Source organism: Nakamurella sp. UYEF19 (assembly GCF_040546275.1).
Taxonomy (GTDB): Bacteria; Actinomycetota; Actinomycetes; order Mycobacteriales; family Nakamurellaceae; genus Nakamurella.
Genome location: NZ_JBEPNO010000014.1, coordinates 1 through 26,459 on the forward strand (window position 1 = coordinate 1; position 26,459 = coordinate 26,459).

A 26,459-nucleotide genomic window follows, 5' to 3' on the forward strand; every position below is an offset into this window, starting at 1 on the left:
TTCGTCGCCGGGACGCAGTATCAGCGGGGCAGCTCTGGACATACCCCATTTTCTCAAACATCCACAGTAAAGTCACTTGCAACACGCGACACTAGGTTCAGCCTGGATGGCGATACAACTAGGGTGGGTGAGTGGGCCTGCACAGTGCGACGCGTTCCTCGGACTCGCCGTGGATCTCCGCCGTGTGGTCCAGCCGCAGCGAGAACGTCTCCGAGATGACATCCGTTGCGAGCGAGACGTGGGGACTGGTCTTTGGCAACAGCGCGGAAGCACCTATGCCGGGGTCATTGGTCCGGAGAGTCGCGCCGGCATCGCCGCGGTACCTGAGGATGCGTCGTTTGCGGGGATGTCCGGACGGCCGCCCACCCGAGCGCACCACCGGCCAGGCCAATCGGTGCAGTTGTCTAGTTCAGTCGTTGGTCGAGATGGACGGTGACCGAGTCGCCGGCCTGCTTGCCGAGGCGACGCCGGATAGTGGCATTGACCGGGAGTTTGTGTGTACCGTCCCCGAGCGCCATGAATGAGCTGGTGAAGGGCACGTCGTCGATCGTCCCGCTGACTTTGACCAGTCCGCGGGTAGCGAAGAATTCGGCGGAGCCGTCCATCATGACGTAAGTCCAGCCGCCTTTGGCGGGACTCTGCGCGAGTGTCGCGGTGAAGGTGCGGTCAAGCGGTCCTGCCTTCGATGCTGAGGTGCTGTTCATCGGTCATCCCCTTTGGGGCTTCGGCTTTTCGGGTGTGGGTTGTCGTGGTGATCTGTCGGGTTCGCGGTCAGTGCAGGACGCCCACGATGACGGCGATCAGCACGAGCTTCAACAACCAGTCCCCGGCGTGCATCGCTGCCGTGGCAGGATGAACTTTCTCCCAGATCACCGAGCCGGTGAGCAGGACCAGCGGAAACCCCACCCAGATGATCAGCGCGAGCACGATGGCGTGGCTGATGTCGAGATCACCGCCACGGTCGGCGATCCAGGCGAATGCCGAGGCGACAATCGCAGTTCTGAGCAACTCGGCCAGCACTTTCCACGGTTTGGGTCGTCCGCGGTCCAGCGCGGCTTCGCCGACAGCCCGGCGCTCCAGGGGCGTCGCTGCGGCGTAGTACACCGAGCTGAACACGAACGCCGCTACCGCCGCTGTGGCGATCCCGAGACCGATCATGACGACCTCCCATGCTTTAGTACGAGCAAGTACTATATTGCTGGATGACTTCCGTACTGTCAAGTACTAAAGTGAAGGAGTGTCGATCAGCCCCACCTCCGCTCGCCGTGGCCGACCCCGGGGAAGCGAGGCTCCAGAACTGTTGTCCATCGCCCGCAAGATGTTCATCGCCAACGGCTTTCGCGGGACGACCATGGACGCGGTCGCGATGGATGCACACATCTCCAAGCAGTCGCTCTACCGCCAGTACCCGTCGAAGGATGCGCTGTATTCCGCCGTCGTGCGGGACTGGGTCGAACGCGGCTACGACGCGATGCGCCCGCACACCACCGCGCTGACCGAGGCCGACGGGGCCCGCGAGGGACTGCTCGTTCTCGCCCGCGTCCTGCAAGCAGGACTACTGAGCCCACCAGTCCTGCAGATGCGAACCTTGATCGCCGCAGAAGCACAGCGGTTCCCCGACGTCGCCTCCGACTACGTCACGCGCAGCTGGACCCGCAATATCCACATCCTGGCCGAGGCGCTCAGCGCCCTCGCAGCGCGCGGGCTGCTGCGCATCGAAGATCCCGAACTCGCGGCCGAACAGTTGACCTGGCTCGTGGTCGCCGCGCCGCTCAATCGACTGACCCTGCAGACTGGAACCAACTCCTACGGTGAAGCCGAACTCGAGGCAGTGGCCAAAGAAGGCGTCGCCACCTTCTTGAGCCGTTACGGTCCCGAACACACAGAGCCGACATAGTGATCCGCTTGCGGGAGCCCCATTTCGTCGGGCGACCGCCGTCAATCACCCGCCACCGACGGCCACCCACCGCTGTCGCCGCTGGACCTACGCGCTTCGGGCGGCGTGTTAGGGAGCGGTGCGACCTCTTGGCATACTTCGGTGATCGATATATAGTTCTCGAATGACAGAGGTTCGGCTGCGGGAAGCGTCATTTTTGATCCTGAGTGCTCTGGCCAGCGAACCGCGGCACGGGTACGGCATCATCAAGGACGTGCAGGCCCAGTCCGATGGGGCAGTGGTGTTGCGGGTGGGGACGTTGTACGGGGCGTTGGACCGATTGGCCGGGGAGGGCCTCATCGAGTTCGACCATGAAGAGGTGGTGGATTCCCGGCTACGGCGCTATTACCGGCTTTCCGCTGCTGGCGCAGGGCGGTTGGCCCAAGAGGCGCAGCGTTCGGCGCGGCAGGCCGAGTTGGCGCTGTCGCGGCTGGCCACGGGGAACGGACTGCTGGCATGAGCACGGTTGATCCGCACGCGCAGTTGGAGCAGTCCTACAGGCGGTTGTTGTGGTTGTTCCCGCCCAGCTATCGCAGAGCCCGTGGGCGAGAGTTGATCGATGTTCTGATGGAACGGGCCGATCCGGGGCAGCGCAAGCCATCGCCGGCGGAATCTGTTGCGCTGCTGCGGTTCAGCGCCCGTACCTGGGCGTGCCGGGCGATCTCGCCGACACCTGCGGCGGCGCGGGACGCGATGGGACTGCTTGCCGTGGTCCTGCCTATGGTGTTGCTGTTCCCGGCCGCGACCGCCCTGTACATAGATGCGCGCGTCGGGCGGTTCGGAATGAGCGAATTGCCCTTCGGGGCGGATATCCCGGCGTGGTTGCTGTGGTGCGTGACGGCCCTGCTGTGTGTCTTCGGGCGTCCGTCATGGGCTCGGTGGTCGGCGGCGACGGGTGTGGCGGCCTACCTGGTCGCAGCGGTGATCCAGTATGCCGACAACAACTTTTCGACGGTGGCCAACGCGTTGGGCTGGCTCGGAGTGCAGGTAGTCGCGACCGTTGCGCTGGCCTCGCCGGCCTGGGTCGTTCACGGGCGCAGCCAGGTGAGGCGCTGGTGGGCCGCCGCGATCGGCGTGGCGGCTGCCGGTGGGGGTCTGGCTGTCTCGTCGGCCGATCAGTTCCGGCTATCAATCGGTGACTACTCCTGGGTGTCGCTGGTAGCGGTGCTGCTGGCGCTGGTCGCAGGTGGTGTGGCGCTGCTGAGCGCCGCGGGGCGCGCCGCATTGCCGATCATTGCGGGCTTGGTGGCATTCATGGTCGCTGCGAAGTACGTTGCCGGCGGGCTGGGGAATAATCTCGCGGGCCAATCCGGCCCCCGTGGCCATTTCGGCGTTTCGGAAATAGTCGTACTCTCCGCCGCGCCGCTCGTCGTGTCCATTCTGGCCCGGGCCATCACCGCAGGAGCGAACCACCGCTTCCCAACCCGTGGCGGCCCCGCCCACGCCACTATGAATCTTTGAGTCGCGGTACGACAAATCCAACGCGCCATCGTGTTCCGGCAAAATTCGGTGGTGTGAGCACCTGGCGCACCGCCTGGGCATGCCGGCTACCGCGCACATTGAAGACGATCACTGGCGCACCCAGGGCTGCGGGGACTGGCGCTGGTGGTCATCAGCAGGGGTGTCATTCTGATCCGTGTCCAGGAGTCCGGTGTAGTCGACCAAAGCAGGGTGAGTTCCTTCCGTACGCTCGGCCCATTTGATCCCGCGTCCAGCTACGCAGCCGTCGCGTCTCCGATTTGTGATCGGTAGCCGTTCCCCAAACGGGACGCGCATCGCCGCAGGAGGGCCAAGAGCTGGCGGTTGGGTGGAGGTCAGGTCCGAAACGCGAGTGACCGGCAGCGGATTGTGCGGGAGACTCGCGCCCATGGAGATCAGCAGCGAGACCGTACGCCAGTTGATCAGGGAACAGCTGCCGCAGTGGGCGGAGCTCGAGGTGACTCCGGTTCTCGAGCAGGGCAACGACAACCGCACGTTCCGGCTCGGGCAGGAGCTGGCGGTGCGCCTGCCGAGCGCCGAGGGGTACGTCGCGGGTGTTGCCAAGGAGGATCTCTGGCTGCCGGTGATGGCGCAATACCTGAGCACCGGTGTGCCCGTCACGGTCGCGACCGGGGTGCCCAGCAAGGAGTACCCGTACCCGTGGTCGGTGCGGCGTTGGATCACCGGCACCACACCGGACCGTGATTCCGATCTCGACCGTGTCGCGCTGGCCAAGGATGTGGGTCTGTTCTTGTGCGAGTTGAGGGCGGTCCCGCCGGGCGACGGACCGGCAGCCGGGGCGCATTCCTTCTACCGCGGTACTCACCCCAGCGTGTACGGGGACCAGGTTCAGCAGGCGATCGGGCAGCTCGCGAACCGGGTGGATGTCACGGCCTGTCATGCCATCTGGGCAGAAGCCATGCGGACGGCCTGGTCGGCGGACCCGGTCTGGTTCCACGGAGACGTCGCACCGGGCAACATTCTTACCGATCGCGGTCGCATGATCGCTGTCATCGACTTCGGCACCTGCGGTGTGGGCGACCCCGCCTGCGACCTGGTGATCGCCTGGACCGTATTCACCCGAGCCGAGCGGGGCATCTTCCGGGACGCGGCCGCGCTGCCCGAAGATGCGTGGGTGCGGGGTAGGGGTTGGGCGCTGTGGAAGGCACTGGTGACGCTGTGCCGTCCGGCCAGCACCCTGTACTCGCACCAAGCACGTGCGCTCGAGGAGCTAGTAGCGGACTATCGGGACACGTGAGGGTGACCGGTGTCGCACCACTCGGTAGTAAGGCCAACCGGTTCTTGCGCGGCGCATCCGGCGGCAACGAGACCGACCTCACTGGTCACCACCGGCGATGACTTCACCCTGCTGGCGCGGGACGGCGCCGAAGTGGTCGGCCACCTGGTTGCACGCCGACACGGCCCGAGCGCGCTGTACCCGATCACCACCGCAGATCCCGAGAGCATCCACGTCTACGCCGCTCATCGAGGACGCGGTGTCGGGGGGTCTGCTTTTCGAATACTTCCTCGCGCACGTCACCGGGGTCGACCGGGTCACTGTGTCGGCCTACGCGCGCAACGCGCGTGCGCTGAGCTTCTACGCCCGGCGCGGCTTCGTAGTCCGATCGGTGACTCTCGACCTGGATCGTCGCTGCACCGCATAGCCTCTCGGTCCCGTAGTACGACTACCCGCCGGCCTGGTCCGCGAGCGGGGTCAGCTCCAACGGATCGGTGGTTGCTGGATCCCGGTGGCCGAGGCATCGATCGCTGCCAGCTCAAGCAGGAGGTGGTCATGCTGCCGGCGGTCATGGTTCCGCCAGACCCAAGCCATCACCATGCCCGTGAACTGAACGAAAAGCGCCGACGGGAAGTTGGGACCGAGTAGCCAGGCCACAGTCGCCAGCAGGACAGTTGCCCCTGCAACCCATGACCAGGCCCGCAATCGATGGGGTGTCGCAAGGCGGTGGATCGACGGCCACCGCGTGCGCTCAGAACGCCACACGATCACCGTCGCCACGCACGACACCAGATTCATGACCATCAACACGATGAACAGCCCAGTCAGCAACCGACCGTGCCATTGAGAGTCCGGGTGATCGGACCGATTGGCCAAGGAGAGGATCAGCAAGAACAACCCAGCCGTCCCGACAAACGACCAGATCGCATTGGCCGGACCCGACCCCGCCATCCACCACGACTGCCTTGTGCGAGGCCGCAAGCTCATAACGGGCAAATCTACCCGGTCAGATCCCTCGCCTTCATCTCACGCTGAGGGGTCGTCCGGTCACCGGTCAGCGTTCGCTCAGCAAATTCGGAGGACGGTTACGCGCCCGATAGGTCGCTATCCGTTCCAGTGCCACGACGACCTGATCCACTGGCAAGGTCGTCACGATCTCGTGCCCGGCGCCGGCGCGCGGCCTCGGCTCGAACTCGGCTACGTCGCTCGCGATCTGCGCGCGGTGCTGCGGTTCGGATCCGAACGGGTTGGCCCGGTCCATCACGCGGGAGAGGATCACATCAACGGGCGCGCTCAACAACACGACGGCGTCGAAGCGGTCGTAGACGGAAGCCTGGTTGGTCACACAGCCGGAAACGAAAAGCCAACCCTGTCGATGTCCACTGAGCAGCACGGACATTCGGTCCAGATCCCACATCGGCTCGCCACCGTGATCGGTACCGACCTCAACAATCCAGCCTGGATCATCGGTGTCGACCGTTCGGTGACCCAGGGCCTCGAGGGCGGTTGATTTGCCGGTGCCGGACATGCCGGTGACCAAGATCGCGGATCGACAGTCGAGCGATCTCATACCCGTGATCGTGGATGGTTTTGTGAATCGCACAAGCCGACGGGTGGACCGGTCGCCAATCGTTGCCCGGGACACCGTGTTGAGCGGCGCCGTCGTCACCGTCGCTTTCACCAGGATCCAGATCGCTCCTGCGGTGGACCGTGCACGGCTGCACTGCAGGAGTGCCGGGCTTCAGGCTGGCACTTGACGCTTTGTGTGCGTCAGTGTTGCGTCGAGCCAGTCGAAGGCTTGTCGATGCCAGAGCGCCGCGGCGCCTGCATGGCAGTGTTCGCCGCCGCCGTCGGCTTCGGCGAACCGGATGAGGCGCTTCGGGCAGCTCAGTTCCGCGTACACCTGGTCGGGTTGGCCGCGGAAGAACTGGTCGTTCTCGGCGTCCAGGACGAGGGTGGGGCAGGTGATCCGTCCGGCGACGCCGGCGAGGGTGTAGGCGCGGGCCAGTTCGCGGAGCTGGTCGAGGTCGGTGGCGCCGAAGGTCCACAGGCCGTTGTGGACGACCCAGCGGCCGGAGGTGATGCGCAGGAGTTCGGCCTCGGGAGCGGTGAGCAGCTTTCCGAGCGTGTCGGACAGGCTGTGGACGCCGTCGTGCAGGATGCACGCGGCCAGCCGCGGCTCGAAGGCTGCCGCGCGGGCGGCGAGGTAGCCGCCCAGGCTCGTGCCGATGAGGGTGATCCGGTCCGGGTCGGTCTCGGGCAGGGTCAGTGCGAAGTCGACGGCCGGACTGACCACGGCCTCCCAGTCGGGGCGGAAGGTCAGGCCCTGCTCGCGCAGGGCGCTGACCTGGCCCGGACCGTCGAAGGTGAGGACGTGGTACCCGCGCCGGACCGGGCAACCGCACGCGCCACCTTCTGCTGGCCCGACAGCGTCTGTCGCCCAGAGGCCATTGGTGGTCCTGAAAAGCTGGAGGAACTATGCCGGCTGGCTGACCGAGGGATTCTCGATCGCGGCGTGCTCGCCGACTCGGCCACGGGACGGCCGCTCGCGGACCCCCTCGACGACTACGTCGAGGCGCATGTCCACGGTGGCCTTAGCATTGCGCGGGACGTCGAGGCGCTCGTCCTGGACCCGAGCGATCGTGAAGCGAACGCCGAAGTCCTTGACCAGATCGCCTGCCCCGTCCTGATTCACCCCGGCTACCGAGTCACTGCCGACGCGATCGACCCTGACTACCGCGGCCCAGCCCCGATCGAACTGGCGCTCGAACTCGGCGGTGAGATCACGCCGGCCAAGCTCGCCGCCGCATCCAGGTCCGAGGTTCACAGTGCTCAGGCGGTCAAGTGGCTGTGGCACTGCCTGGCACGCTACGGCCGGCAAGGATGAATGTTGTCCACGATCGTGAAGCCGACAACGCGCCGCCGTCCTGTGGCAGTGCATGCGGCAGGACGGCCATTTGGCGGCAGCGGCCAGGTGGCGTTGTTCAGCTCGGTGGACGGTGGATCGGCCCACCCCGAACAGGTCAGCGACTTCCGCCGTGCAGTGTCTCCCCGCCTCGAACAGGGCGACCAGGTGCGCCTCCTGACGCGCGACATTCATCCCTTCCCGGGTCCGCAGCCGGATCAGGTCCGATTCGAACTCGGCGATCATGGCCAGTACGTCGGTCGAGTGGAGCGACGACCATGGTGTCGCCTTCCCGGCAGGCCGCCATGGCGCACCTCCTGTGTGGGGCCGGGTCACCGCGGCGCGGCGACTCACGGCAGCGGCCGAAGTAGATACCGCTGCACCACTCCGATCGGCGCCATGCCGGAAGTGGATCGGCGACCGGAACGTGATCGACTACCGGGACACCACCGTGGTCACGCAGTGAATGCCGGGTGGACGGCTGATCCGTCCATCGGCCGGGTCGAGCTAGCACCTAGGTCTTACTTGTGGCTACACTGACCAAATGAAAATGGCTACATCCAGTGGGTCGGCCTCGGTTGGCGTGCGTGACCTGAAGAATCGTCTCAGTGCCTACCTCGACCTGGTCAAGAGCGGGCAGGAGATCGTGGTGACCGAACATGGACGGCCGATCGCGAGGTTGAGTCCTGTATCTGCGGACACCGATCGGATGGCTGCTCTGGTGGCGGCCGGCATAGTCCAACCGCCGCTGTCAGCGAAACGAGGGCTCCCCTCTGAGCGGATCAAACTGGTGGGAACCAGTTCTCTGGATGACGATGTCGCTGCGCAGCGCGGGTGATCGCGTACTTCGACACGTCGATGCTGGTCAAACTCCTCGTCGACGACGAGGAATACCGAGCAGAAGCGGAACGGATCTGGCTCGAGGCAGACCATCTTGTATGCGCAGAAGTCGGCTACGTCGAAACGCGGGCAGCTCTGGCCGCCGCCCGGCGCGGTGGGCGTCTTGACGATGCCGACCTGCGAGTTGCCAAGGAGCAGTTCGGGGCGCTCTGGAAACAGATCAACGTCATCGCGGTGGACACAGCGCTGGTGAAGGCGGCCGGAGACATAGCCGAACTCGACGGGCTCCGTGGTTACGACGCCGTGCATTTGGCGGCTGCGGTGGCGGTGCGGGCCACTGTTGTGGCAAGTGCAGACCGACAATTGATCGGGGCAGCCAGAAATCGGGGATTCGGCGTAGCCCAACCTCGGTAGCTCACCCCCGACGCCGCCCGTCGTTGATGCCCCGCACATCGACGGTCTCGGGTCACCCGCGTCGTCGCCGCGCATTGCCGGTGGATCCTGGTGCGTCCTTGTCAGATGGCTGAGCCGGCCGTTGGCCGAAGTGGGGAGGCCCCGCCTCGCCCTTCGGACGCAGGTGCTCGAGACTGCTACGGGAAGGCCTGCAGGCCTCAGCATCGCAGGCCATGACCGCGGAACAGGTCGAGGCGATCGCGCGACGCGTCTTCGCTGAGGCGCGATAGCCGCACCGGCACGCACCCGCAAGCCGAACCGTGAGCGGCAACGCCGCAGGCGTTCGGGGTTGTGCCCTCGCACCGTCCCGCAACACCCGCCCGGTGACAATTCCGCTGGAGTACGGGGTACCACCTGTGGGAGTGCAACCGATCCAGTCGTCCCCGCGCGGGCATCGCGTCGCTGAGGCAAGTGCAACCCGAGCGTGTCCTTCTCGCGTCTGGCCGCTATGCGAGAAGCCTGGTCGGGGCGCGGCGACGTTCCGCGCCACCGTCACGGGTTTCGACGCCGTCACCACGCTCACCATCCACCCCGCCGACCGCCGTGTCGTCGTGATGACACTCGGCGAGACCTGGCTTCCAGGACCATTTCTCGCGGCCGGCGGCCAGAATCACATGTTGACCCGGGACGGCTCGATCAACTCGGTGCTCCACGAGGTGCTGCCCTCCCTGCCGTGAACCGCGCCCAGGATCAGCCGGTCGCGGGCAGGCCCAGGATCTTCAGCAGCGTCGAGTCGACTTCTGCACCTCCGGTCAGGATGGGAAAGCTGGTTCCGTCGTGTTCGACGGTCAGGAACGGCCCGGTACACCCGTGGAGCGCCACCGTGGCCTTGATCGTGCCGCCGGGGCCCGTCGCCACGATGACGTCTGTTTCGGGATTCTTCAGATCTTCCGCCTTCATAGCCATGCAATAGAAGGTGCCGGAGCCGGCGACCTGCTGGTCGTCGAGCAGCTGCACGATCGTCTTGAGATCCGGCCCGACGAGCGTCCGATGAACGGGGCTCTGCCCGCGCCGAGTGATGGTCACCGCCAGGGACGTCAGTCCGGCGGGAAGAATCGATTCGGCCGGCCGGGTGCGCACCCAGTCGGCTTGGACGTCGAGGCGCACAGCGGTTTTCCCGCCGACCGCGATGACTGAGACCGCCAGCGTGACGTTCGCAAGCGCCTGGTCAGAGCCCAGGTCCGGCACCGCCCAATTCAGGTAGGTCACGCTGACGCCATTGATCCCGCCCCGACTCGTGATGGGGCCGTCGCCTTTCCAGTCGGACAGAGCCGCCAGGACCTGGTCCGGTGCATTGGCGCTGGTCCACCACCGAGTACGGGCGATCAATTCGAAGGAGCCGGGAGTGCCCTGCGGCGTTCCCAGCACGCGGGCGGAGGGCCCGGTCGACTCGACGGCGCCGTCGAGCAACGGGATCGACGCAATGAGGCCATCGAGTTGGGTCAGGGCCCGCGGGTAGTGCGGGTCGTCGCCGGGATCGATGAACTCGTTCGTCCCGCCGACTCGTCCCGACGTGACGTATCCCGAGTTCGGGCTGAACGAACGGGGCAATTGTGCGCCGCCGACAAGCCGGGCCGACGGGTCGCCCGGGACGGACCGGGCGCTGTTGGCCGCGGTGAACACGGCCGAGGGTGTCGGCTGTTCACCGCGACCGGCGGTCGGTGCCGCAGACGGACGTGCGATCAGCACGGCGCTCGCTGCGATGGCCACCACCGCGGCAGCGGCCGCAACGGTCACCCACCGACGGCGCCGGACGTGCGCCCGTCGCGTTGCCGGCGTGAGGTCCAAGTCCTCGAACGCAGCCATCTCGATCGTCTCGAGAGGCTCGATCGTCTCGAACGGCTCGGGAAGGGGACGTCGGCCCGCCCGCCAGATGTCGCCCTCGCTCGTCAGCAGATCTTCGATGTTCATGGTTCGTCGACCTCCAGAATGCTGCGCAGTCGTGCCCGTGCTGCGGACAGTGTCGATTTCACGGTTCCCTCGGAGCACGCCATGACCACGGCGCTCTCGGCCACGGACAGACCCACGAAGTAGAAGCAGTCGACGGCAAGGCGTTGCCGGGCCGGCAGCGTCGCGACAGCCTGTTCGACGTCGAGTCGTCCCTCCAGGTCGGGCCCGTCCGCCGCGACGTCGGTCATCGAGGTCTGCGGGGGACGACTCTTCCGGCCGGCCTTGCGGGCCTGATCCGCGGCGATGGCGCACAACCAGGACCGGGCGCTGCCCCGGGACGGATCGAACTGCCCGCGCTTGACCCACGCGCGCAGGACCGCCTCCTGCAGGACGTCATCACGATCGACCCAGGGCGCCAGCCGTTCGATCAGCCAGGCCATGGTCCGGCGGTGCGGAGACACCCAGTCCGCGAAATCATTGCGGTCGTCGGACGCGGTCACCTCGTCGCCCACCCCCGATAGGACCGTCATACCCGTGTATACCCAGCTCGGTCGCCTCTGGGTTCAGTCGCCGTCCGGATTTTCCTGCGGGAACACCTGCTGCACGCAACACCGCCGGGGAACTCGGCGACAACCGCGGGCGTTGACACGGTGACATGATCGGAATGGGACGGAACGTGCAGGTTCCACCCGGCCCACCGACATGTTCCAGCGAGATCGATCTCCTGACCCGAGGAGCACACCGTGCAGAGCAGTAACCCAGCCTTCCGCAGTCTCCGTCAACCGGCCGGTACGGCCCAGGGGGCCGCGCCGAGTGCCGCGTACCTCCAGCAGATGTACGCGCAGCCCTCCACCGGCGCGCCGGCCCGCGAACGATTCCTCACCCTGGACGACGTGGTCGCCAAGACCGCGACCGTGCTCGGCGTTGGTGTCGTCGCGGCCGTCCTGACCATGACGTTCAGTTCGACGTGGGTGCTGGCGATCCCGGCGCTCGTCGTCGGGCTGGTGCTCTCGTTGATCATCATCTTCAAGCAGTCCAGGAACCCGGCGCTGATCCTGGCGTACTCGGTGGCCGAGGGCATCCTGCTCGGCGCTATCACCGGAGCGTTCGAGTCCATCCCGAAGTACCAGGGCATCGGGCTCCAGGCGTTGGTCGGCACCTTGGGCGTGTTCGCCGGCATGCTGGTCGTCTACAAGACCGGGGCCATCCGGGTCACGCCCAAGTTCACCAAGATGCTGATCGGCGCCATGATCGGCGTGATGGTGCTGCTGGTCTTCAACCTGATCGCCAGTGCGTTCGGGGTCGACACCGGCATCCGTGACGGCGGCCCGATGTCGATCGTCATCTCGCTGGTCATCATCGTCATCGCAGCGCTGAGCTTCCTGCTCGACTTCGACCAGATCGACCGCGCGATCAAGGCCGGTGCTCCCGCCAGCACGGCGTGGTACTTCGCCTTCGGCCTGATGTTGACGCTGGTCTGGCTGTACCTGGAGATCCTGCGTCTGCTCGGGTACATGCGCAGCAATTGACAACCCCAGTCTTCGATCCAGGCCCGCACGTCGCCGAGTTGCTCCGGCGGCTGCGGGCCTGGTCGGTTTCGTCCTGGAGCCACGGCGACCGCATCGTCGTGACGAGGTCGGCTCTGCAGCAGCTGGCGGCCAAGGCGACCTCTGCGGACGGTCGGGTTCGCCCGCTCGTTCCGGATGCCGGCGTCCATGCCCTGGCGGACCAGGTCCAGGTGCTGGCCGACGATGCGATCGATGCCGGGGTGGACCTGGTGGAGGTCGAGACATTGCTCGTCGAACTCGGTCGGCAGCTGGGCTTCCGAGCGCGCTGAGAAGTCAGGCTGCTCCCGAGGATTGCTGCGCCGCAACGGCGCCGCGGAGCTCCTCGAGGGTGGGTGGCAGCAGGGCCGCGACCGCCTTGGCGTAGCCGGCCCCCGAGGGGTGGAAGTGATCGCCGGCGAAGAGTTCGGGATGGTTTGCGAACTCCGGACTGACCAGCCGACCGACGGGCACACTGCGCCCGCCCTCGGCGAGCACCGCGCGCTCCTGCAGGGTGGCGAGCAGCATCGACCAGGTGTGCAGCACGGACCGCAGCGGTTGTGGAATGGGTTCGATGACGCCGAAGTCCGGACAGGTCCCGACCACCACCGGAATGCTCTCGGCCCGCAGGGTGCGGACCGCTTCACCCAGGTGATCGGCCGACCGCTTCGGCGGTACCTTGTTCCGGATGTCGTTGGCGCCCACCACGATCACCACCACATCGGGATGTCCCGGCAGGGCCTCGGCAATCTGTCGGGGTAGGTCAGAGGCGCCACAGCCGCTGAGTCCGTGGGTCTGCAGGCGCACCGGCCGGGCGAGTTCGGAGGCGAGCCCCTTGGCCAGCATCACGCCCGGCGTCTCGGCGGCGTCGCGGGTGCCGTAGCCGACGGCGGTGGAGTCGCCGAGCATCGCCAGGACGATCGGACGCAGGCCCGAGAACCCCACCGGGGCATAGGTTTCGGCCTGCAAGGACCCGTCGGGCAGGTAGACACCGTCGGCTCGCGGGACCGGTAGCTGTGCAACCAGTGCGCGGGCGACGACCTGTCCGGCCGGGATCAGGCCGTCGGCCACCGCCGCATCGATCGCCGCCTGCTCGATCACCCTGACGGTGGCCCTCGCCTGGTTCAGCAGCGCGGCGACGGCCGCACCCGCCATCCCGGCGACGACCCCGAACCCCGCAGCTGCGGTCACCGCCATTCGGATCGAACCGGCCCGCCCGACCCCCTCCGAACCGGTGCCACCCGTGGACATCCCGATGGTGATGCCTCCGCTCGCGCACCCGATCTGGCTCATGCCGGCCTCCGCTTCCGCAGCAGTTCCTCGAAATATCTTCATCCGCAGTCCGGCCCGGCGTCCTGGGAATCCCCGATCTGTGATCGGATCTCCATCCGATCGGGGGTCGATCACGCGCTGGAACGACCCGACCGTTCACGCGACGACGAGGAAGCGGGGGGTCACATACCGATAGCCTGACGACGAGGGCAACGTCACGGAGCCGTCCGGACATTCCCTCGCAAGGCGAACAATCACGACACAGAGTGTCAGCGTCAACGCAGCGCCCACCGGCGAGGCGACCGCAGTGGAGAGAGACGTCGCCCCACCGGACTCGCCGGTCGGCGGCCGGAGAAGGAGATCGAGCCGTGCGCTACGCCCAATCAGTGATCGACCTGGTCGGCAACACGCCGCTGGTGCGGCTCAATTCGTTGGCCGCGGGCCTGAAGCCGTTGGTGCTGGCGAAGGTCGAGTACGTGAATCCGGGCGGCTCGGTGAAGGACCGGATCGCCCTGAAGATGATCACCGAGGCGGAAGCCTCCGGCGCGCTGCTCCCGGGCGGCACGATCGTCGAGCCGACCAGCGGCAACACCGGCGTCGGGCTGGCACTGGTCGCCCAGCAGCGGGGCTACCACTGCATCTTCGTCTGCCCGGACAAGGTCAGCGAGGACAAGCGCAACGTGCTGCGGGCCTACGGCGCCCAGGTGGTGGTGTGCCCGACCGCGGTGGCGCCCGAGGACCCGGACAGCTACTACTCCGTGTCGGACCGACTGGTGCGGGAGACCCCGAACGCCTGGAAGCCCGACCAGTACTCCAACCCGGCGAACCCGGCGAGCCACTACGAGTCGACCGGTCCCGAGATCTGGGCCGACACGGACGGCCGGGTCACGCATTTCGTCACCGGGGTGGGCACCGGCGGCACCATCTCCGGGACCGGCCGTTACCTCAAGGACGTCTCCGGCGGCGCGGTGAAGGTGATTGGCGCGGACCCCGAGGGGTCGGTGTACTCCGGCGGTACGGGCCGGCCGTACCTGGTAGAGGGGGTGGGGGAGGACTTCTGGCCCACCGCCTACGACCCGACCGTCGCGGACGAGATCGTCGCGGTGTCCGATGCCGAGTCGTTCGCGACCACCAGGCGACTGGCCCGCGAGGAGGGCCTGCTGGTCGGCGGGTCCTGCGGCATGGCCGTGGCGGCCGCTCTGCGCGTCGCCCAACACCTCACCGAGGACGACGTCGTGGTGGTGCTCCTACCCGACGGCGGGCGCGGCTACCTGTCGAAGATCTTCAACGACGGCTGGATGGCGTCCTACGGATTCCTCAGCCAGGACGGGCTCACCACCGTCGGAGATGTGTTGCGTCGCAAGAGTGGTGAGCTCCCGTCGATGGTGCACACCCATCCGAACGAGACCGTCAGGGACGCCGTCGAGATCATGCACGAGTACGGCGTCTCGCAGATGCCGGTGGTCTCGGCCGAGCCTCCGGTGATGGCGGGTGAAGTGGTCGGATCGGTGTCCGAACGTGCCCTGCTGGAGGACCTGTTCACCGGGCGGGCCACGCTGTCCGACGCGGTGTCGGCGCACATGGCGAAGCCGCTGCCGCTGGTCGGGTCGGGCGAGGAGATCCCGGCCGTCCGGACGGCGCTCGAGTCGTCGGACGCGGTGATGGTGGTCGACGACGGCAAGCCCGCGGGTGTGTTGACCAGGGCCGACCTGCTCAACTTCCTGGCCGGCTGAGCGCTGCCCGCCGCGTCCTGCTGCCGCCTGTTGCGTCCTGCAAAGTGCTCGCTATACCGCACGCTTTGCAGGACGCAACGGGTGTCAGGCGTTGAGGGCGGACCGGAAGTAGTCGACGGCGGGGGTGCTGGGGCGTCCGATCAGCTTCTCGAGGTCACCGGAGGTCACCTCGAGCTCGCCGCGGCGGTTACCGGCCTGGATGTCGGCGAGCATCTCGACGACCGGCGCAGGTAGTCCCACCGAGCCGAGCATGCCGGCGTAACCGTCCGCGCCCAGGTCCTGGTAGACCACCGTCCTGCCCGACGCCTCGCTGATCGCCTCCGCGATCTCGGTCATGGTCAGGGAGCGGTCGCCGCCGAGTTCGTAGATGCGGTTCTCGTGGCCGGTGCCGGTCAGCACGGCCACTGCCGCGGCGGCGAAGTCGCTGCGGGTGGCGTAGGCGACCCGTCCGTCTCCGGACGCGCCGACCAGCGCACCGCGGGCCACCGAGTCGGCGACATCGCCGAAGGCGGTCTCGTAGTACCAGCCGTTGCGGAGGAACGTGTACGGCAGGCCGGACGCCAGGATGACCTCTTCGGTGGCCTTGTGATCGACCGCCAGCGAGACCTGGGTGGTGTCGGCGTGCAGGATGCTGGTGTAGGCGACACGGCCGACCCCGGCGGCCTTGGCGGCGTCGATCACGTTGGTGTGCTGCGGGATTCGGCGGCCGAAGTCGCTGCCGGAGACCAGCAGCAGGGTGTCGACCCCGGTCAGGGCGGCGGTCAGTGCGGCCGGCTGCTCGTAGTCGGCCTCGCGGACGACGACACCCTTCTCGGCGAGGTCGGCGACCTTTGCGGGCGTCCGGACGACGGCGACGATGTCACCGGCCGGCACACCAGCGGCGAGAAGGTCTTCGATGACGAGTCGGCCGAGTTGGCCGGCGGCTCCGGTGATGGCGATCATGAGGCACTCCTGGTGTGAGAGGGGAGGACGGTCCAGCGATGACTGGATCACTGACACTAACTATTGGTTAGTGCCTGCTATTCCGCAAGTGACTTCTCTCGTCGTGCCCTGTCGTCCGCGGCCCGGGCGCGGTAGCTTCAGGTCTGTGGCCACGGGAAAAACGGTAGAGCGCGAGGAGTCCGCGGACTTCGGCGACCTCCCGCGCGAGTGGGTCGCCGACGTCTTCGCCCGTGACTGCTCGTCCCGCTCGATCGTCGAGGACGTGGCAGGCAAGTGGGGCACGCTGGTGATGTTGGCGCTGACGGAGGAACCACGCCGGTTCAACGCTCTCCGCCGGCGGATCGACGGGGTCAGCGAACGGATGTTGTCGCAGACCCTGCAGACGCTGGAGCGTGACGGCATGGTCCTCCGCGACGTGCAGACCGAGATCCCGCCACGCGTCGAGTACACGCTGACCGACCTGGGCACCAGGGTCGCCACCCGCCTGGTCGCGCTGGTCCGCCTGGTCGAGGACGAGGCCTCCGCCGTCGGAAAGGCCCGCGAGCAGTACGACCGAAGGCAGCGGCGCTGACGTGAGCTATCTACCGGCGCCGTACGAGGCGGCGAAACAGGACGACCTGCCGGCGGCACTGGGCGCCGGCCTGACGGTCACCGTCGCCGGGATCACCAGCTGGATCCTGGGACACTGGGCCTACCAAGGTATTCGGACCCTCGTCGACCTGGGGAAGGCTCGCAATCAGCTGCCCCGGGAGTTGGTGGTGACCAGTGTCGGCTGGTCGATCGCCGTGGCGCTGATGGTGACCGGCGGCCTGCTGCTGGCCTTCCGTCGGGGCCGCGGCGCCCTGATCCTGGGTGCGCTGATCTCGATCGCCACCACCGCGATCGCCCGCTACTCGTTCGGCCTCGGGTCTGCGGCGCAGCCGGTGCCGCAGTGGGCGCTCTACTGGGGCGGCGTGGTGGTGCTGCTGGTGGCCGTGCTGCCGGCGACCGGCCGCTGGATCGCTCGGACGGCCCCTGCCCCGGCCTATCCGACCAACGCGACCAGGCCGTTCGGTTCCTGACGCAGGCCGGCGGTCGCTGACGTCGGCCGGCAGTCGCTGACCCAGGCCGGCAGTCGTTGACGCAGGCCGGAGGTTGCTGACGCCGGCTGGCCGGCGATCGGTCGGGCGGCCACTAATCTGGGGACCATGACCCTCCCGGCCGATGACGGCTTCTCGACCCGCGCCATCCACGTCGGTCAGGAACCCGACCCGACCACCGGCGCCGTGGTCCTGCCCATCTACCAGACATCGACGTTCGCCCAGGACGTCGTCGGCCAGACCCGCGCCGGGTACGACTACTCGCGGGCCGGCAACCCGACCAGCACTGCGCTGGAACTCGCGCTGGCCAGCCTCGAGCGCGGCCGTCACGCCAAGGCGTTCGCGTCGGGAATGGCCGCGGCCGACACCGCGATCCGGGCGATGCTGCGACCTGGCGACCACCTGATCATCCCGGACGATGCCTACGGTGGTTCCTTCCGGCTGATCGACAAGATCGGTGTGCCATGGGGTCTGACCTACACGGCGGTGCCGATCGCGGACCTGGACGCTGTTCGCGCCGCGGTACGCCCGACCACCCGGTTGATCTGGTGCGAAACCCCGACCAACCCGCTGCTGACCATCGCCGACATCTACGCCATTTCCGAGATCGCCCACGATGCGGGAGCGAAGCTGCTGGTGGACAACACCTTTGCATCGCCCTATCTCCAGCAGCCACTGGTGCTGGGTGCCGACGTGGTGATGCACTCCACCACCAAGTACGTCGGCGGGCACTCGGACATCATCGGCGGGGCGTTGATCACCGCGGACGACGAACTGGGGGAGTCCTTCAGCTTCCACGCCAAGTCGATGGGCGGCATCGCGGGCCCGTTCGACGCGTGGCTGACGCTCCGCGGCCTCAAGACGCTGGCCGTCCGGATGGAACGGCACTGCGACAACGCCGAGGCGATCGCGGACCTGCTCCAGTCGCACAGCCGGGTCGGACGGGTCTACTACCCCGGCCTGGAGAACCACGAAGGTCACGACGTCGCGGCCGGACAGATGCTCCGCTACGGCGGGATGGTGTCGTTCCGGGTCGCCGGCGGACGTGAAGAGGCAGTGAAGATCTGTTCCAGGACAAGGCTTTTCACGCTTGCGGAATCACTCGGCGGAGTCGAGTCGCTGATCGAGCACCCCGGGCTGATGACGCACGCCAGCGTCGCCGGTTCGTCGCTCGAGGTACCGGACGATCTCATCCGGCTGTCCGTCGGAATCGAGGACATCGACGATCTGATGGCCGATCTGTCCGACGCGCTGAACTGACCCGTCGGCGAACGGGCCGCTCGTTGCTGGCGCGAAACGTCGCGGGGGCGCCCCTCGGTGGGTGAGAATCCTTGGGTGCCGAATCCTGACGACCGCCAGCCCGCCGACGACGATCCGCCCGCCGTGCCGCCCCTCGATCTGGATCGTTGCGCACTGGCCATCGACATCGGCGGGACGAAGTTCGCCGCGGGACTGGTCACCGAATTGGGCGAGATCGTCTCCTCGCGACGCATTCGCAATCCGCAGGGCCACGACCCGGAGGCGCTGTTCGCCGCGTTGACCGAGGTCATCGACTCGGTGCTGCACGCGGCCGGTATCGAACCGGAGGGCCCGCTTCCGCTGCCGGCGATCGGTATCGCCACCGCGGCTCCGATGGACCGTGACGCCGGCACGGTGTCGCCGGTGAACATCCCGGCCTGGCGCGGGTTCGCGCTGCGGGACCGTCTGGTCGAGCGCTACGGGCTGGAGGTCAGGATGTTCGGCGACGCTGTCGCCGTGGCGGTCGGGGAGCATTGGCGTGGAGCTGCCCGCGGTCGACGCAACGTCCTGGGGATGGTGGTCTCGACGGGGGTCGGCGGCGGGGTGATCATCGACGGCAAGGTGGTGACGGGGACCACCGGCAACGCCGGGCACATCGGACACATCAGCGTGGATCCGTTCGGACCGAAGTGCGTCTGCGGCGGCATCGGTTGCCTGGAGGCGATCGCCAGTGGCACCAACATCGCGGCCTGGGCGCGGGCGCACGGGAGCGACGCACCGGACGCGGTGGCCCTGGCCGATGCCGCCCGACGGGGAGACCCGGTGGCACTGGCCACCTTCCGTCGGGCCGGGGAGGCGATCGGTCTTGCGGTCGCCGGGGCCGTGACGCTCCTCGATCTCGACGTCGTGGTCATCGGTGGTGGGGTGGCCGCGGCCGGTTCGTTGCTGTTCGATCCGATCGCCGACGCCTACTCGCGGTACGCCGGGCTTGGCTATGCCTCGTCACCCAGGGTGGTCCCCGCGCTGCTCGGTGGTGACGCCGGGCTGATCGGGGCGGCCGCCGCCGTCCTGCAGGCCGAATCGTATTGGCCGCACAGCTTCTGATTCCGGTGGCAGGTTCGGGTGGTCGGTGGTGGTGGCAGGATGCCCGTATGACGGAATCCGTGGTGGGACTGATCGGTGTCGAGGAGATCGAGGCGGCCGCCGAGTTGCTGCGCGGTGTCATCCGGTACACCCCGATGGAGTCGTCCCGCCCGCTGAACCTGATGGTCGGCGGACCTGTCTTCCTCAAGTGCGAGAACCTGCAGCGCACCGGGTCTTTCAAGATCCGCGGGGCTTACACCCGGATCTCCCGGCTGTCCGATGCCGAGCGCTCGAACGGGGTGGTCGCGGCCAGTGCGGGCAACCATGCGCAGGGCGTCGCGCTCGCCGCCGCGCTGCTCGGTTGTGAGGCGACGGTCTACATGCCCGTCGGGGCGTCGATCGCCAAGCTGACCGCAACCAGGGCCTACGGCGCGACGGTGCATCTGCACGGCGAGACGCTGGACGAGGCGTTGATCGAGGCTCGCGCCTTCGCCGAGCGGACCGGTGCCATCCTGGTCCACCCGTTCGACCACCCGGACATCGTCCGGGGGCAGGGCACCGTCGGACTGGAGATCCTGGAGCAGGTGCCCGAGGTGGCGACCATCGTGGTGTCGGCCGGCGGTGGCGGGCTGCTGAGCGGTATCGCGGCGGCGGTGAAGGCCCGTCGCCCGGACGTGCAGATCGTCGGGGTGCAGGCCGAGCAGGCGGCGGCCTGGCCGGGTTCCCTGGCCGCGGGCAGGCCGGTCCGGCTGATGAAGATGTCCACGCTCGCCGACGGCATCGCCGTCGGAGAGCCGACCGACCTGACCTATTCGCACGTCAGTGGACTGGTCGACGACATGGTGACGGTCTCGGAGGACCAGCTCTCCCGGGCCATGCTGCTGTGCCTGGAGCGGGCGAAGCTGGTAGTCGAACCGGCCGGCGCAGCGTCGATCGCCGCGATCATGGCCCACCCCGAGAGGTTCCGGCCGCCGGTCGTTGCCGTGCTGTCGGGCGGCAACATCGATCCGCTGGTGTTGCTGCACGTCACCCAGCACGGACTCGTCGCAGCCGGTCGGTTCCTGTCGCTGCGGATCGAGATCTCGGACCGGCCGGGTTCACTGGCCCGCCTGCTGGCTCTGGTCGGCAAGCTCGGCGCGTCCGTGGTGGATGTCGAGCAGTCCCGGTTGGGCAGCACGCTGGCGCTCGGTGACGTGCAGGTGGACCTACGGCTGGAGTGCCGCGGCGCCGAACACCGGGACGAGTTGCTCGAGTCCCTGGCCGGGGCCGACTACCGGGTGCTCGACCACCACTGACGGGTGCTCGACAAGGGTGCTCGACCACCACTGACGGGTGCTCGACAAGGGTGCTCGACCACCACTGACGGGTGCTCGACAAGGGTGCTCGACCACCGCCGACGGGTGGTCAGCCGTTGAACGGCTTGGCTTCCACGATGCTGACCTTCTGCGTCTTGCCGTTGGGCAGCAGGTACTCGCGGGACTCGCCCTTGGTGGCGCCCCGGATCGCTGCGCCGAGCGGCGACTGCGGCGAGTAGACCTGGAGGGAGCCGTGGGCCCCTTCCTCGCGTGATCCGAGCAGGAACGTCTCCTGGTCGCTGTCGTCACCGTCGTAGGCGACCGTCACGACCATGCCGGGCTCGACGGTGCCGTCGTCCGCCGGGCGAACGCCGACCTGGGCCTCGCGCAGCAGCTCCTGGATCTTGCGGATCCGGTCCTCCTGCTTCGCCTGCTCGTCGCGGGCAGCGTGGTAGCCACCGTTCTCCTTGAGGTCGCCCTCTTCGCGGCGCGCGTTGATCTCCGACGCGATGACCGGTCGCTGCAGCACCAGCTCGTCGAGCTCGTGCTTGAGTCGATCGTGTGCTTCCTGGGTCAACCAAGTTGCAACTGTTCCGGTCATGGCAACTCCTTGCTACGTCAATGGGGCGGACTGGATTCTGGCGGACATCTACTTCTCGGTACGACCAGGTACAGGCCGTCACGGGTGAATCTGACTGAGGGTGGAGCTGCGGCCGTCTCGGGCAATGCGCTGTTCCCACTGCCGATGACGTGACCATCCCCGCGTGTCACGACGCTCGGAAGCACCGCTGGGTTGCTCGCGGACGGAGATCGAGTCCGTTGCGGCACCCGTCGTTCGCTCCTGAAACACCAGACGGCCCCGTCAGGGGCCGCCGGAAGTGGTGACCAAGTTTAACACGCAGCCACCGACAGCCCCTTGATTTCTGCGCGGACAGGCTCCCCGCGGCGGCTCGATCGCGGATTGCGACGACCGTGCCGGACGATGCCTTGCACGGGCCTGTCGGAGTCCGACCGCGAGCGGGGGACAATGGAGGAACGAGGGCGTCAGGGCGCCCGGCCTCGAAGGGAACCGAAGGCACTGTGAGCATCGAAGGCACTGTGAGCATGCAAAGTACGGCCAGTGAGGGACAGATGGACAACACGAGCACCCGGGGCACCAGCAGCGGTGTCGACGTCAAGGATCGGGATGTACCGGGTTCCGTCCACCCGGCGTCCGACGAGAACCTGCTCGGTGATTCCGTCCTCGCCGACGGCGCCCGGGCGCGCACCGAAGTCGCCACGGCCGCGCCGCTGCGCCTGATGGCAGTGCACGCCCACCCCGACGACGAGTCGAGCAAGGGAGCGGCCAGCCTGGCCAAGTACTCCAGCGACGGGGTCGGCGTGGTGGTCGTGTCCTGCACGGGCGGCGAGCGTGGTGACGTGCTCAATCCGAAGTTCGCCGACACGGCGATCGACATCCCCACCCTCCGGGTGACCGAGATGGCAAGGGCAGCAGAGATTCTCGGAGTGGCCCACGTGTGGCTGGGTTTTGAGGACTCCGGCTACCACGAAGGCGCCCCCGATACCTGGACCCTGCCGGAGGGCAGCTTCGGCGCTCTCGACCCGGCGGTGGAGATCGAGGCGCTGGTCCGGGTGGTCAGGGCCTTTCGTCCTCATGTGATGACGACGTACGACGAGAACGGCGGGTACCCGCACCCCGACCACATTCGGTGCCATGTGGTGTCGATGGCCGCGTTCGAGGCTGCCGGCGACCCGGACGCCTACCCGGGCACCGGCGAACCGTGGCAGCCGCTCAAGCTCTACTACAACGTCGGGTTCTCCAGGGAACGCATGCTGGCCATCAACGAAGCGGTCCGCGAGCGCACCGGGGAGGGGCCGTTCGACGAGTGGATCAAGCGTTTCGCGGAAAACCCGCGTCCCGATCCCGGCGCCCGCATCACCACCAGGATCGAAGCCGCCGACTTCTTCCCGCAGCGCGATGCAGCGCTCAAGGCACACGAGACCCAGATCGATCCCGATGCACACTGGTTCGCGGTGCCGCACGACATCGAGGCGTCCGTCTGGGGCACCGACGACTACGAACTGGCCAGATCGCTGGTCGATACCGATGTACCGGAAACGGACCTCTTCGCCGGGGTCAGGGAGAGGGTGGTGTCATGACGACGATGTCCGAAGCGGTCCTGGCCGTGCAGACATTCCTGGCGGACGGGGGCAACAGCCCGTCGGACGTGGATCCGACCACCGGAAAAGGTCCGGAGTGGGGAGAGGCGGCGCCGATCGGTCTGCTCGTCATCGTCCTCATGTGCGTGGCCGTGTACTTCCTGGTGAAATCGATGAACCGGAACCTCAAGAAGGTGCCGAAATCCTTCGACAGCGAGCCGGCGCTGGTCGGTGCGTCCGGGGCCGGGTCCGCCTCCGCGGCCGGATCCGCGTCCGCCTCCGGATCCGCGTCCGGGACCAGGGCAACGGCCGATGGAGCGGACACGACAGCCGCCGAGGCCGGGACTGCCGGGAACCCGGCTCCCAAGACCGACCCCTCGCCACCATCTGCCACCCCGTAGGACGACGATGAGTGGCTCGCGGCTGGCGGAAGCCACCTCGACCTACCTGCGTCAGCACGCGGCGCAGCCGGTCGACTGGTGGCCGTGGGGGCCCGATGCCATGGCCGAGGCGGCCCGGCGTCAGGTCCCCGTCCTGCTGTCCATCGGGTACGCGTCCTGCCACTGGTGCCATGTGATGGCCAGGGAGTCGTTCTCCGATCCGGTCGTCGCCGCCCAGATCAACGACGGCTTCGTCCCGATCAAGGTCGATCGGGAGGAGCGGCCTGACGTGGATGCCGTCTACATGACGGCCACCCAGGCGCTGACCGGCTCGGGTGGTTGGCCGATGACCTGCTTCCTGACGCCGAGCGGTGACCCGTTCTACGCCGGTACCTATTTTCCTCCGGTGCCGTCCCGGGGCCTTCCGTCGTTCCCGCAGTTGCTCACTGCCATCACCAAGGCCTGGCAGGACGACAACGCCGGCGTCCTGACCGCAGCCGCCGGGATCCGGACCTCGCTCGCCGAGGTCAACGTGCCCGATGCGCTGGCCGGCGGGGAGTCCCGGCTCGGCCCGTTGGACCGCGACGAGCTGACCCTGGCTGCCGAATCGCTGGTCACCCGGATGGACCACGTCGAGGGTGGATTCCCCGGGGCACCGAAGTTCCCGCCGGCGATGGTGTGCGAATTCCTGCTGCGACACCACGAGCGGACCGGCGACCAGGACGCCCTCGACGCCGTGACGGTGACCCTGGAGAAGATGGCCCGGGGTGGCATCCACGATCAGCTGGCCGGCGGCTTCTCCCGGTACAGCGTCGACTCCCGTTGGCATGTCCCGCATTTCGAGAAGATGCTCGATGACAACGGCCTGCTGCTGATGGTGTATTCGCACCACGCGCGACTCACCGGTAGTGCTCTGTCCCACCGCGTCACGGAGCAGACGGCGCAGTTCCTCATCGACGGGTTGCAGCTGGTCGACGGCCGGTTCGCAGCCTCCCTCGACGCCGACACGAAGGGGGTCGAGGGCGCCACCTACCTGTGGGATCGCGGACAGCTCGACGAGGTGCTCGGCGAGGCCGACGGTGCGCGGGCCGCGACGATCTTCGGCCTGGACCTCCCAGATCACGACGACGAACTGGCCGGAGCCGTCCTGCGCCTGCGGGAGGATCCGGACGATCCGGCCTGGTTCGAAGCGATCCGCGGATCGCTGCTGGTGGCCCGTCAGCTGCGCCCGCAGCCCGGTCGCGACGAGCTGGTGGTCATGCGCAGCAACGGCCTCGCCATCCGCGGTCTGGCCGAGGCCGGTGCCGCCCACGGACGGGCCGACTGGGTGCAGGCGGCGGCGCGAGGTGCGCGGTATCTGCTGTCGGTCCACCTGGTCGACGGCCGTTGGCGCCGCTCGTCCCGGGATGGTGCGGCCGGCCCGGGTGAGGCGGTGCTGGTCGACCACGCCGACGTCGCCGCAGCCCTGCTGGCCCTGCACCAGGCCGACGGAGACCCGGACTGGCTCCTTGAGGCCCGCGGGGTGCTGGACCTGGTGCTGGACCACTTCCTCGCCCCGGACGGTGGGTTCAACGACACCGCCGACGACGCGGAGCAACTGTTCCTGCGTCCGCGTGATCCCGGGGACGGGGCCGCCCCGTCCGGCGCGTCCTCCATCGCCGACGCGCTGGTGACGGCCGCTGCCCTCACCGGCGAGACCGGATACCTGCTGGCCGCCGAGCGTGCTATGGGGACGGTCGCCACGCTGTTGATGCGGGTGCCGCGCTCGGCCGGCTGGCATCTGGCCGCCGCCGAGGCGCTGGCGGCCGGACCATTGCAGATCGCCCTCTCGGGTCGGCCGGGTGCGGACCGCGATCTACTGGTCGCTGCCGCGTGGAAGCATGCTCCGGGCGGGTCGGTGATCGTGGTCGGGGAAGCCGATTCCGCCGCACTGCTCGCCGCCCGGCCGACGATCGACGGCCGGCCCGCCGCCTACGTGTGCCGCGGCTTCGTGTGCGACCGACCGGTGGTCTCGGTCGACGATCTGGTGGAGCTTCTCACCCGCCGCTAGGCCCCCGCGCTGATCAACTTCGACGGCGCTCATGATCGTGCGGGTTTTGGGACGCGTGGTGCGCGAATCGACCCGATCATGAGCGCGACCGCGCCAGGGATGAGACCCGGGAACAAACATGCTGGTGCTCTCGTTGTAAGCGCTGTAACGTTGTAATCATTGCAGCGAATGATAGAGAGAGAGTCTGACATGAGGACACCATTCAACCCCGGCAAGTTCCCGCTCGGTGGACCCGGCGCCCCTGGCTTCGGTCCCGAGTTCGAAGGTGAGGGCGACGGCCCGCGCGGCGAAGGTGGCCGTGGTCGCGGAGGCAAGGGCGGCGGACGTGGGCGCGGCCCCGGCTTCGGTCCCGGCTTCGGCGGGCACGGTGGCCGTCCGTTCGGACCGCGGGGTCGAGGCCGCGGGGGATCGCCGGAAGCACCGGATGCCTCCGACGCGGCCGGCTGGTTCGCCGGCCGACTGCCCAGCGACTGGTTCGTCGGAACCCCGACCGTTACGGTGGATCGTGAAGAGGTGCTGATCGTCGGAGAGCTGCCCGCTCTCGAGACGACCACCGAGAAGCAGGATGCCGCAGCGGTTGCTGCGGCCGAGGCCGGCCGGATCGCCCGTTTCCGCGAGGACACCCGCGAGGCCCGTATCGAGATCGCCCGTCAGGGACAGTTCCGCTACGGCCGCGAGATCTCCTGGGGTGCGAAGCTCGGCGGCTCCGAAGAGCTGTTCACCACGGCCTCGGTCCCGGTCATGACGCGTCTACGCCAGCCGGAACGGCAGATCCTGGACACCCTGGTCGACTCCGGTGTCGCGCGCTCCCGGTCGGATGCCCTCGTCTGGGCCATCCGTCTGGTGGGCGATCACGCCGATGAGTGGCTGGGCGAACTCCGCGAAGCCATGGAGCAGGTCAACCGTCTCCGCAACGAGGGTCCCGACCTCGGCTGAGCCATC

General features: G+C 67.8%; 31 protein-coding genes and 1 pseudogene. 21 read left to right on the top strand and 11 right to left on the bottom strand.

All coding sequences use genetic code 11. The features are described 5' to 3' along the window. Positions 1–404: 404 nt before the first annotated feature. Entirely contained in the window at positions 405–704 is a 300-nt protein-coding gene (locus ABIB25_RS18055) for a DUF1905 domain-containing protein (RefSeq protein ID WP_354529878.1), read from the bottom strand. 67 nt (positions 705–771) lie between these two features. Beyond that, positions 772–1,158: a DUF1761 domain-containing protein gene (locus ABIB25_RS18060; RefSeq protein WP_354529879.1), complete on the bottom strand. Its 387-nt coding sequence runs from the start codon at positions 1,156–1,158 to the stop codon at positions 772–774. A gap of 79 nt (positions 1,159–1,237) precedes the next feature. Here ABIB25_RS18060 and ABIB25_RS18065 point away from each other — a divergent pair, with 79 nt between their 5' ends. From ABIB25_RS18065 to ABIB25_RS18080, 4 genes are all read left to right on the top strand, one after another. After that, the gene (locus tag ABIB25_RS18065) at positions 1,238–1,897 is read left to right on the top strand and encodes a TetR/AcrR family transcriptional regulator (protein ID WP_354529881.1); all 660 of its coding nucleotides are present in this window, start codon (positions 1,238–1,240) and stop codon (positions 1,895–1,897) included. Positions 1,898–2,060: 163 nt separating this feature from the next. Continuing rightward, positions 2,061–2,396 carry a PadR family transcriptional regulator gene (locus ABIB25_RS18070; RefSeq protein WP_354529883.1) on the top strand — a complete coding sequence of 112 codons (336 nt, stop codon included), beginning with the start codon at positions 2,061–2,063 and terminating at the stop codon, positions 2,394–2,396. Further along, positions 2,393–3,397 (top strand): hypothetical protein, encoded by a 1,005-nt coding sequence (locus ABIB25_RS18075; RefSeq protein ID WP_354529884.1) that lies wholly within the window; start codon positions 2,393–2,395, stop codon positions 3,395–3,397. The genes ABIB25_RS18070 and ABIB25_RS18075 overlap by 4 nt, the downstream gene beginning before the upstream one ends. A gap of 406 nt (positions 3,398–3,803) precedes the next feature. Beyond that, entirely contained in the window at positions 3,804–4,673 is an 870-nt protein-coding gene (locus ABIB25_RS18080; protein WP_354529885.1) for an aminoglycoside phosphotransferase family protein, read from the top strand. Positions 4,674–4,751: 78 nt separating this feature from the next. On the opposite strand, the gene ABIB25_RS18085 is transcribed toward ABIB25_RS18080, so the two are convergent. Next, positions 4,752–4,901, bottom strand: coding sequence for a hypothetical protein (locus tag ABIB25_RS18085; protein ID WP_354529886.1), 150 nt, complete (start codon positions 4,899–4,901; stop codon positions 4,752–4,754). A gap of 10 nt (positions 4,902–4,911) precedes the next feature. On the opposite strand from ABIB25_RS18085, the gene ABIB25_RS18090 reads away from it, so the two are divergent. Beyond that, positions 4,912–5,079: an N-acetyltransferase gene (locus tag ABIB25_RS18090; protein WP_354529887.1), complete on the top strand. Its 168-nt coding sequence runs from the start codon at positions 4,912–4,914 to the stop codon at positions 5,077–5,079. Positions 5,080–5,129: 50 nt separating this feature from the next. Here the strand turns inward: ABIB25_RS18090 and ABIB25_RS18095 are convergent, their stop codons facing one another. From ABIB25_RS18095 to ABIB25_RS18105, 3 genes are all read right to left on the bottom strand, one after another. Then, positions 5,130–5,549: a hypothetical protein gene (locus tag ABIB25_RS18095; protein ID WP_354529888.1), complete on the bottom strand. Its 420-nt coding sequence runs from the start codon at positions 5,547–5,549 to the stop codon at positions 5,130–5,132. A gap of 157 nt (positions 5,550–5,706) precedes the next feature. Continuing rightward, positions 5,707–6,222: an AAA family ATPase gene (locus ABIB25_RS18100; RefSeq protein ID WP_354530011.1), complete on the bottom strand. Its 516-nt coding sequence runs from the start codon at positions 6,220–6,222 to the stop codon at positions 5,707–5,709. Between the two features lie 171 nt (positions 6,223–6,393). Continuing rightward, positions 6,394–6,990: an alpha/beta hydrolase family protein gene (locus ABIB25_RS18105; protein ID WP_354530012.1), complete on the bottom strand. Its 597-nt coding sequence runs from the start codon at positions 6,988–6,990 to the stop codon at positions 6,394–6,396. Between the two features lie 36 nt (positions 6,991–7,026). Between ABIB25_RS18105 and ABIB25_RS18110 the strand changes: the two genes are divergently transcribed. From ABIB25_RS18110 to ABIB25_RS18125, 4 genes are all read left to right on the top strand, one after another. Then, complete coding sequence (locus tag ABIB25_RS18110) at positions 7,027–7,539, top strand: DUF3626 domain-containing protein (protein WP_354529890.1); 513 nt, start codon at positions 7,027–7,029, stop codon at positions 7,537–7,539. Positions 7,540–8,107: 568 nt separating this feature from the next. Next, positions 8,108–8,395, top strand: a complete 288-nt coding sequence (locus ABIB25_RS18115) for a type II toxin-antitoxin system Phd/YefM family antitoxin (RefSeq protein WP_354530013.1) — start codon at positions 8,108–8,110, stop codon at positions 8,393–8,395. After that, positions 8,392–8,811: a PIN domain-containing protein gene (locus ABIB25_RS18120; protein WP_354529891.1), complete on the top strand. Its 420-nt coding sequence runs from the start codon at positions 8,392–8,394 to the stop codon at positions 8,809–8,811. The genes ABIB25_RS18115 and ABIB25_RS18120 overlap by 4 nt, the downstream gene beginning before the upstream one ends. 593 nt (positions 8,812–9,404) lie before the next feature. Then, entirely contained in the window at positions 9,405–9,527 is a 123-nt protein-coding gene (locus tag ABIB25_RS18125; protein WP_354529892.1) for a hypothetical protein, read from the top strand. A 13-nt stretch (positions 9,528–9,540) separates the two neighbouring features. On the opposite strand, the gene ABIB25_RS18130 is transcribed toward ABIB25_RS18125, so the two are convergent. Together ABIB25_RS18130 and ABIB25_RS18135 are read right to left on the bottom strand one after the other, a co-directional pair. Continuing rightward, the gene (locus ABIB25_RS18130) at positions 9,541–10,761 is read right to left on the bottom strand and encodes a hypothetical protein (RefSeq protein WP_354529893.1); all 1,221 of its coding nucleotides are present in this window, start codon (positions 10,759–10,761) and stop codon (positions 9,541–9,543) included. After that, positions 10,758–11,270, bottom strand: a complete 513-nt coding sequence (locus ABIB25_RS18135) for an RNA polymerase sigma factor (RefSeq protein ID WP_354529894.1) — start codon at positions 11,268–11,270, stop codon at positions 10,758–10,760. Before ABIB25_RS18135 ends, ABIB25_RS18130 begins: the two co-directional genes overlap by 4 nt. 213 nt (positions 11,271–11,483) lie before the next feature. Here ABIB25_RS18135 and ABIB25_RS18140 point away from each other — a divergent pair, with 213 nt between their 5' ends. Together ABIB25_RS18140 and ABIB25_RS18145 are read left to right on the top strand one after the other, a co-directional pair. Next, the gene (locus ABIB25_RS18140) at positions 11,484–12,269 is read left to right on the top strand and encodes a Bax inhibitor-1/YccA family protein (protein WP_354529895.1); all 786 of its coding nucleotides are present in this window, start codon (positions 11,484–11,486) and stop codon (positions 12,267–12,269) included. Further along, positions 12,266–12,577: a hypothetical protein gene (locus ABIB25_RS18145; RefSeq protein WP_354529896.1), complete on the top strand. Its 312-nt coding sequence runs from the start codon at positions 12,266–12,268 to the stop codon at positions 12,575–12,577. The genes ABIB25_RS18140 and ABIB25_RS18145 overlap by 4 nt, the downstream gene beginning before the upstream one ends. A 4-nt stretch (positions 12,578–12,581) precedes the next feature. On the opposite strand, the gene ABIB25_RS18150 is transcribed toward ABIB25_RS18145, so the two are convergent. Next, complete coding sequence (locus tag ABIB25_RS18150; protein ID WP_354529897.1) at positions 12,582–13,577, bottom strand: SGNH/GDSL hydrolase family protein; 996 nt, start codon at positions 13,575–13,577, stop codon at positions 12,582–12,584. 347 nt (positions 13,578–13,924) lie between these two features. Here ABIB25_RS18150 and ABIB25_RS18155 point away from each other — a divergent pair, with 347 nt between their 5' ends. After that, complete coding sequence (locus ABIB25_RS18155; protein WP_354529898.1) at positions 13,925–15,289, top strand: cystathionine beta-synthase; 1,365 nt, start codon at positions 13,925–13,927, stop codon at positions 15,287–15,289. An 84-nt stretch (positions 15,290–15,373) separates the two neighbouring features. Here ABIB25_RS18155 and ABIB25_RS18160 read toward each other — a convergent pair whose 3' ends face one another. After that, entirely contained in the window at positions 15,374–16,231 is an 858-nt protein-coding gene (locus ABIB25_RS18160) for an SDR family oxidoreductase (protein WP_354529899.1), read from the bottom strand. Positions 16,232–16,376: 145 nt separating this feature from the next. Between ABIB25_RS18160 and ABIB25_RS18165 the strand changes: the two genes are divergently transcribed. The 5 genes from ABIB25_RS18165 (at position 16,377) to ilvA (ending at position 20,927) form a co-directional block, all read left to right on the top strand. Beyond that, a complete protein-coding gene (locus ABIB25_RS18165; protein ID WP_354529900.1) occupies positions 16,377–16,802 on the top strand; it encodes a winged helix-turn-helix transcriptional regulator in 426 nt (141 codons plus the stop codon). Position 16,803: 1 nt separating this feature from the next. Next, positions 16,804–17,292, top strand: coding sequence for a hypothetical protein (locus ABIB25_RS18170; protein ID WP_354529901.1), 489 nt, complete (start codon positions 16,804–16,806; stop codon positions 17,290–17,292). A 126-nt stretch (positions 17,293–17,418) separates the two neighbouring features. Beyond that, positions 17,419–18,570, top strand: coding sequence for a cystathionine gamma-synthase (locus ABIB25_RS18175; protein ID WP_354529902.1), 1,152 nt, complete (start codon positions 17,419–17,421; stop codon positions 18,568–18,570). A gap of 75 nt (positions 18,571–18,645) precedes the next feature. Further along, positions 18,646–19,653, top strand: a complete 1,008-nt coding sequence (locus tag ABIB25_RS18180; RefSeq protein ID WP_354529903.1) for an ROK family protein — start codon at positions 18,646–18,648, stop codon at positions 19,651–19,653. Between the two features lie 47 nt (positions 19,654–19,700). Then, positions 19,701–20,927 (top strand): threonine ammonia-lyase, encoded by a 1,227-nt coding sequence (gene ilvA, locus ABIB25_RS18185; RefSeq protein ID WP_502919847.1) that lies wholly within the window; start codon positions 19,701–19,703, stop codon positions 20,925–20,927. Between the two features lie 109 nt (positions 20,928–21,036). Here ilvA and greA read toward each other — a convergent pair whose 3' ends face one another. Then, entirely contained in the window at positions 21,037–21,528 is a 492-nt protein-coding gene (greA, locus tag ABIB25_RS18190) for a transcription elongation factor GreA (protein WP_354529904.1), read from the bottom strand. 530 nt (positions 21,529–22,058) lie between these two features. On the opposite strand from greA, the gene mca reads away from it, so the two are divergent. The 4 genes and pseudogenes from mca to abmR all read left to right on the top strand — a co-directional run. Beyond that, positions 22,059–23,087, top strand: coding sequence for a mycothiol conjugate amidase Mca (gene mca, locus ABIB25_RS18195; RefSeq protein ID WP_502919848.1), 1,029 nt, complete (start codon positions 22,059–22,061; stop codon positions 23,085–23,087). After that, entirely contained in the window at positions 23,084–23,488 is a 405-nt protein-coding gene (locus tag ABIB25_RS18200) for a hypothetical protein (protein WP_354529905.1), read from the top strand. The genes mca and ABIB25_RS18200 overlap by 4 nt, the downstream gene beginning before the upstream one ends. A 7-nt stretch (positions 23,489–23,495) precedes the next feature. After that, a complete protein-coding gene (locus ABIB25_RS18205) occupies positions 23,496–25,517 on the top strand; it encodes a thioredoxin domain-containing protein (protein WP_354529906.1) in 2,022 nt (673 codons plus the stop codon). Between the two features lie 390 nt (positions 25,518–25,907). Continuing rightward, positions 25,908–26,453 (top strand): annotated as a pseudogene (gene abmR / locus ABIB25_RS18210) (ATP-binding transcription factor AbmR); the annotation flags it as partial. Positions 26,454–26,459 lie beyond the last annotated feature (6 nt).

Coding starts and splice junctions, on each gene's coding strand:
- ABIB25_RS18055 (WP_354529878.1), bottom strand. CDS start 704: ATGAACAGCACCTCAGCATCGAAGGCAGGACCGCTTGACCGCACCTTC.
- ABIB25_RS18060 (WP_354529879.1), bottom strand. CDS start 1,158: ATGATCGGTCTCGGGATCGCCACAGCGGCGGTAGCGGCGTTCGTGTTC.
- ABIB25_RS18070 (WP_354529883.1), top strand. CDS start 2,061: ATGACAGAGGTTCGGCTGCGGGAAGCGTCATTTTTGATCCTGAGTGCT.
- ABIB25_RS18075 (WP_354529884.1), top strand. CDS start 2,393: ATGAGCACGGTTGATCCGCACGCGCAGTTGGAGCAGTCCTACAGGCGG.
- ABIB25_RS18080 (WP_354529885.1), top strand. CDS start 3,804: ATGGAGATCAGCAGCGAGACCGTACGCCAGTTGATCAGGGAACAGCTG.
- ABIB25_RS18085 (WP_354529886.1), bottom strand. CDS start 4,901: ATGAGCGGCGTAGACGTGGATGCTCTCGGGATCTGCGGTGGTGATCGG.
- ABIB25_RS18100 (WP_354530011.1), bottom strand. CDS start 6,222: ATGAGATCGCTCGACTGTCGATCCGCGATCTTGGTCACCGGCATGTCC.
- ABIB25_RS18115 (WP_354530013.1), top strand. CDS start 8,108: ATGGCTACATCCAGTGGGTCGGCCTCGGTTGGCGTGCGTGACCTGAAG.
- ABIB25_RS18125 (WP_354529892.1), top strand. CDS start 9,405: ATGACACTCGGCGAGACCTGGCTTCCAGGACCATTTCTCGCGGCCGGC.
- ABIB25_RS18130 (WP_354529893.1), bottom strand. CDS start 10,761: ATGAACATCGAAGATCTGCTGACGAGCGAGGGCGACATCTGGCGGGCG.
- ABIB25_RS18135 (WP_354529894.1), bottom strand. CDS start 11,270: ATGACGGTCCTATCGGGGGTGGGCGACGAGGTGACCGCGTCCGACGAC.
- ABIB25_RS18150 (WP_354529897.1), bottom strand. CDS start 13,577: ATGAGCCAGATCGGGTGCGCGAGCGGAGGCATCACCATCGGGATGTCC.
- ABIB25_RS18160 (WP_354529899.1), bottom strand. CDS start 16,231: ATGATCGCCATCACCGGAGCCGCCGGCCAACTCGGCCGACTCGTCATC.
- ABIB25_RS18175 (WP_354529902.1), top strand. CDS start 17,419: ATGACCCTCCCGGCCGATGACGGCTTCTCGACCCGCGCCATCCACGTC.
- ilvA (WP_502919847.1), top strand. CDS start 19,701: ATGACGGAATCCGTGGTGGGACTGATCGGTGTCGAGGAGATCGAGGCG.
- greA (WP_354529904.1), bottom strand. CDS start 21,528: ATGACCGGAACAGTTGCAACTTGGTTGACCCAGGAAGCACACGATCGA.
- mca (WP_502919848.1), top strand. CDS start 22,059: ATGGACAACACGAGCACCCGGGGCACCAGCAGCGGTGTCGACGTCAAG.
- ABIB25_RS18200 (WP_354529905.1), top strand. CDS start 23,084: ATGACGACGATGTCCGAAGCGGTCCTGGCCGTGCAGACATTCCTGGCG.
- ABIB25_RS18205 (WP_354529906.1), top strand. CDS start 23,496: ATGAGTGGCTCGCGGCTGGCGGAAGCCACCTCGACCTACCTGCGTCAG.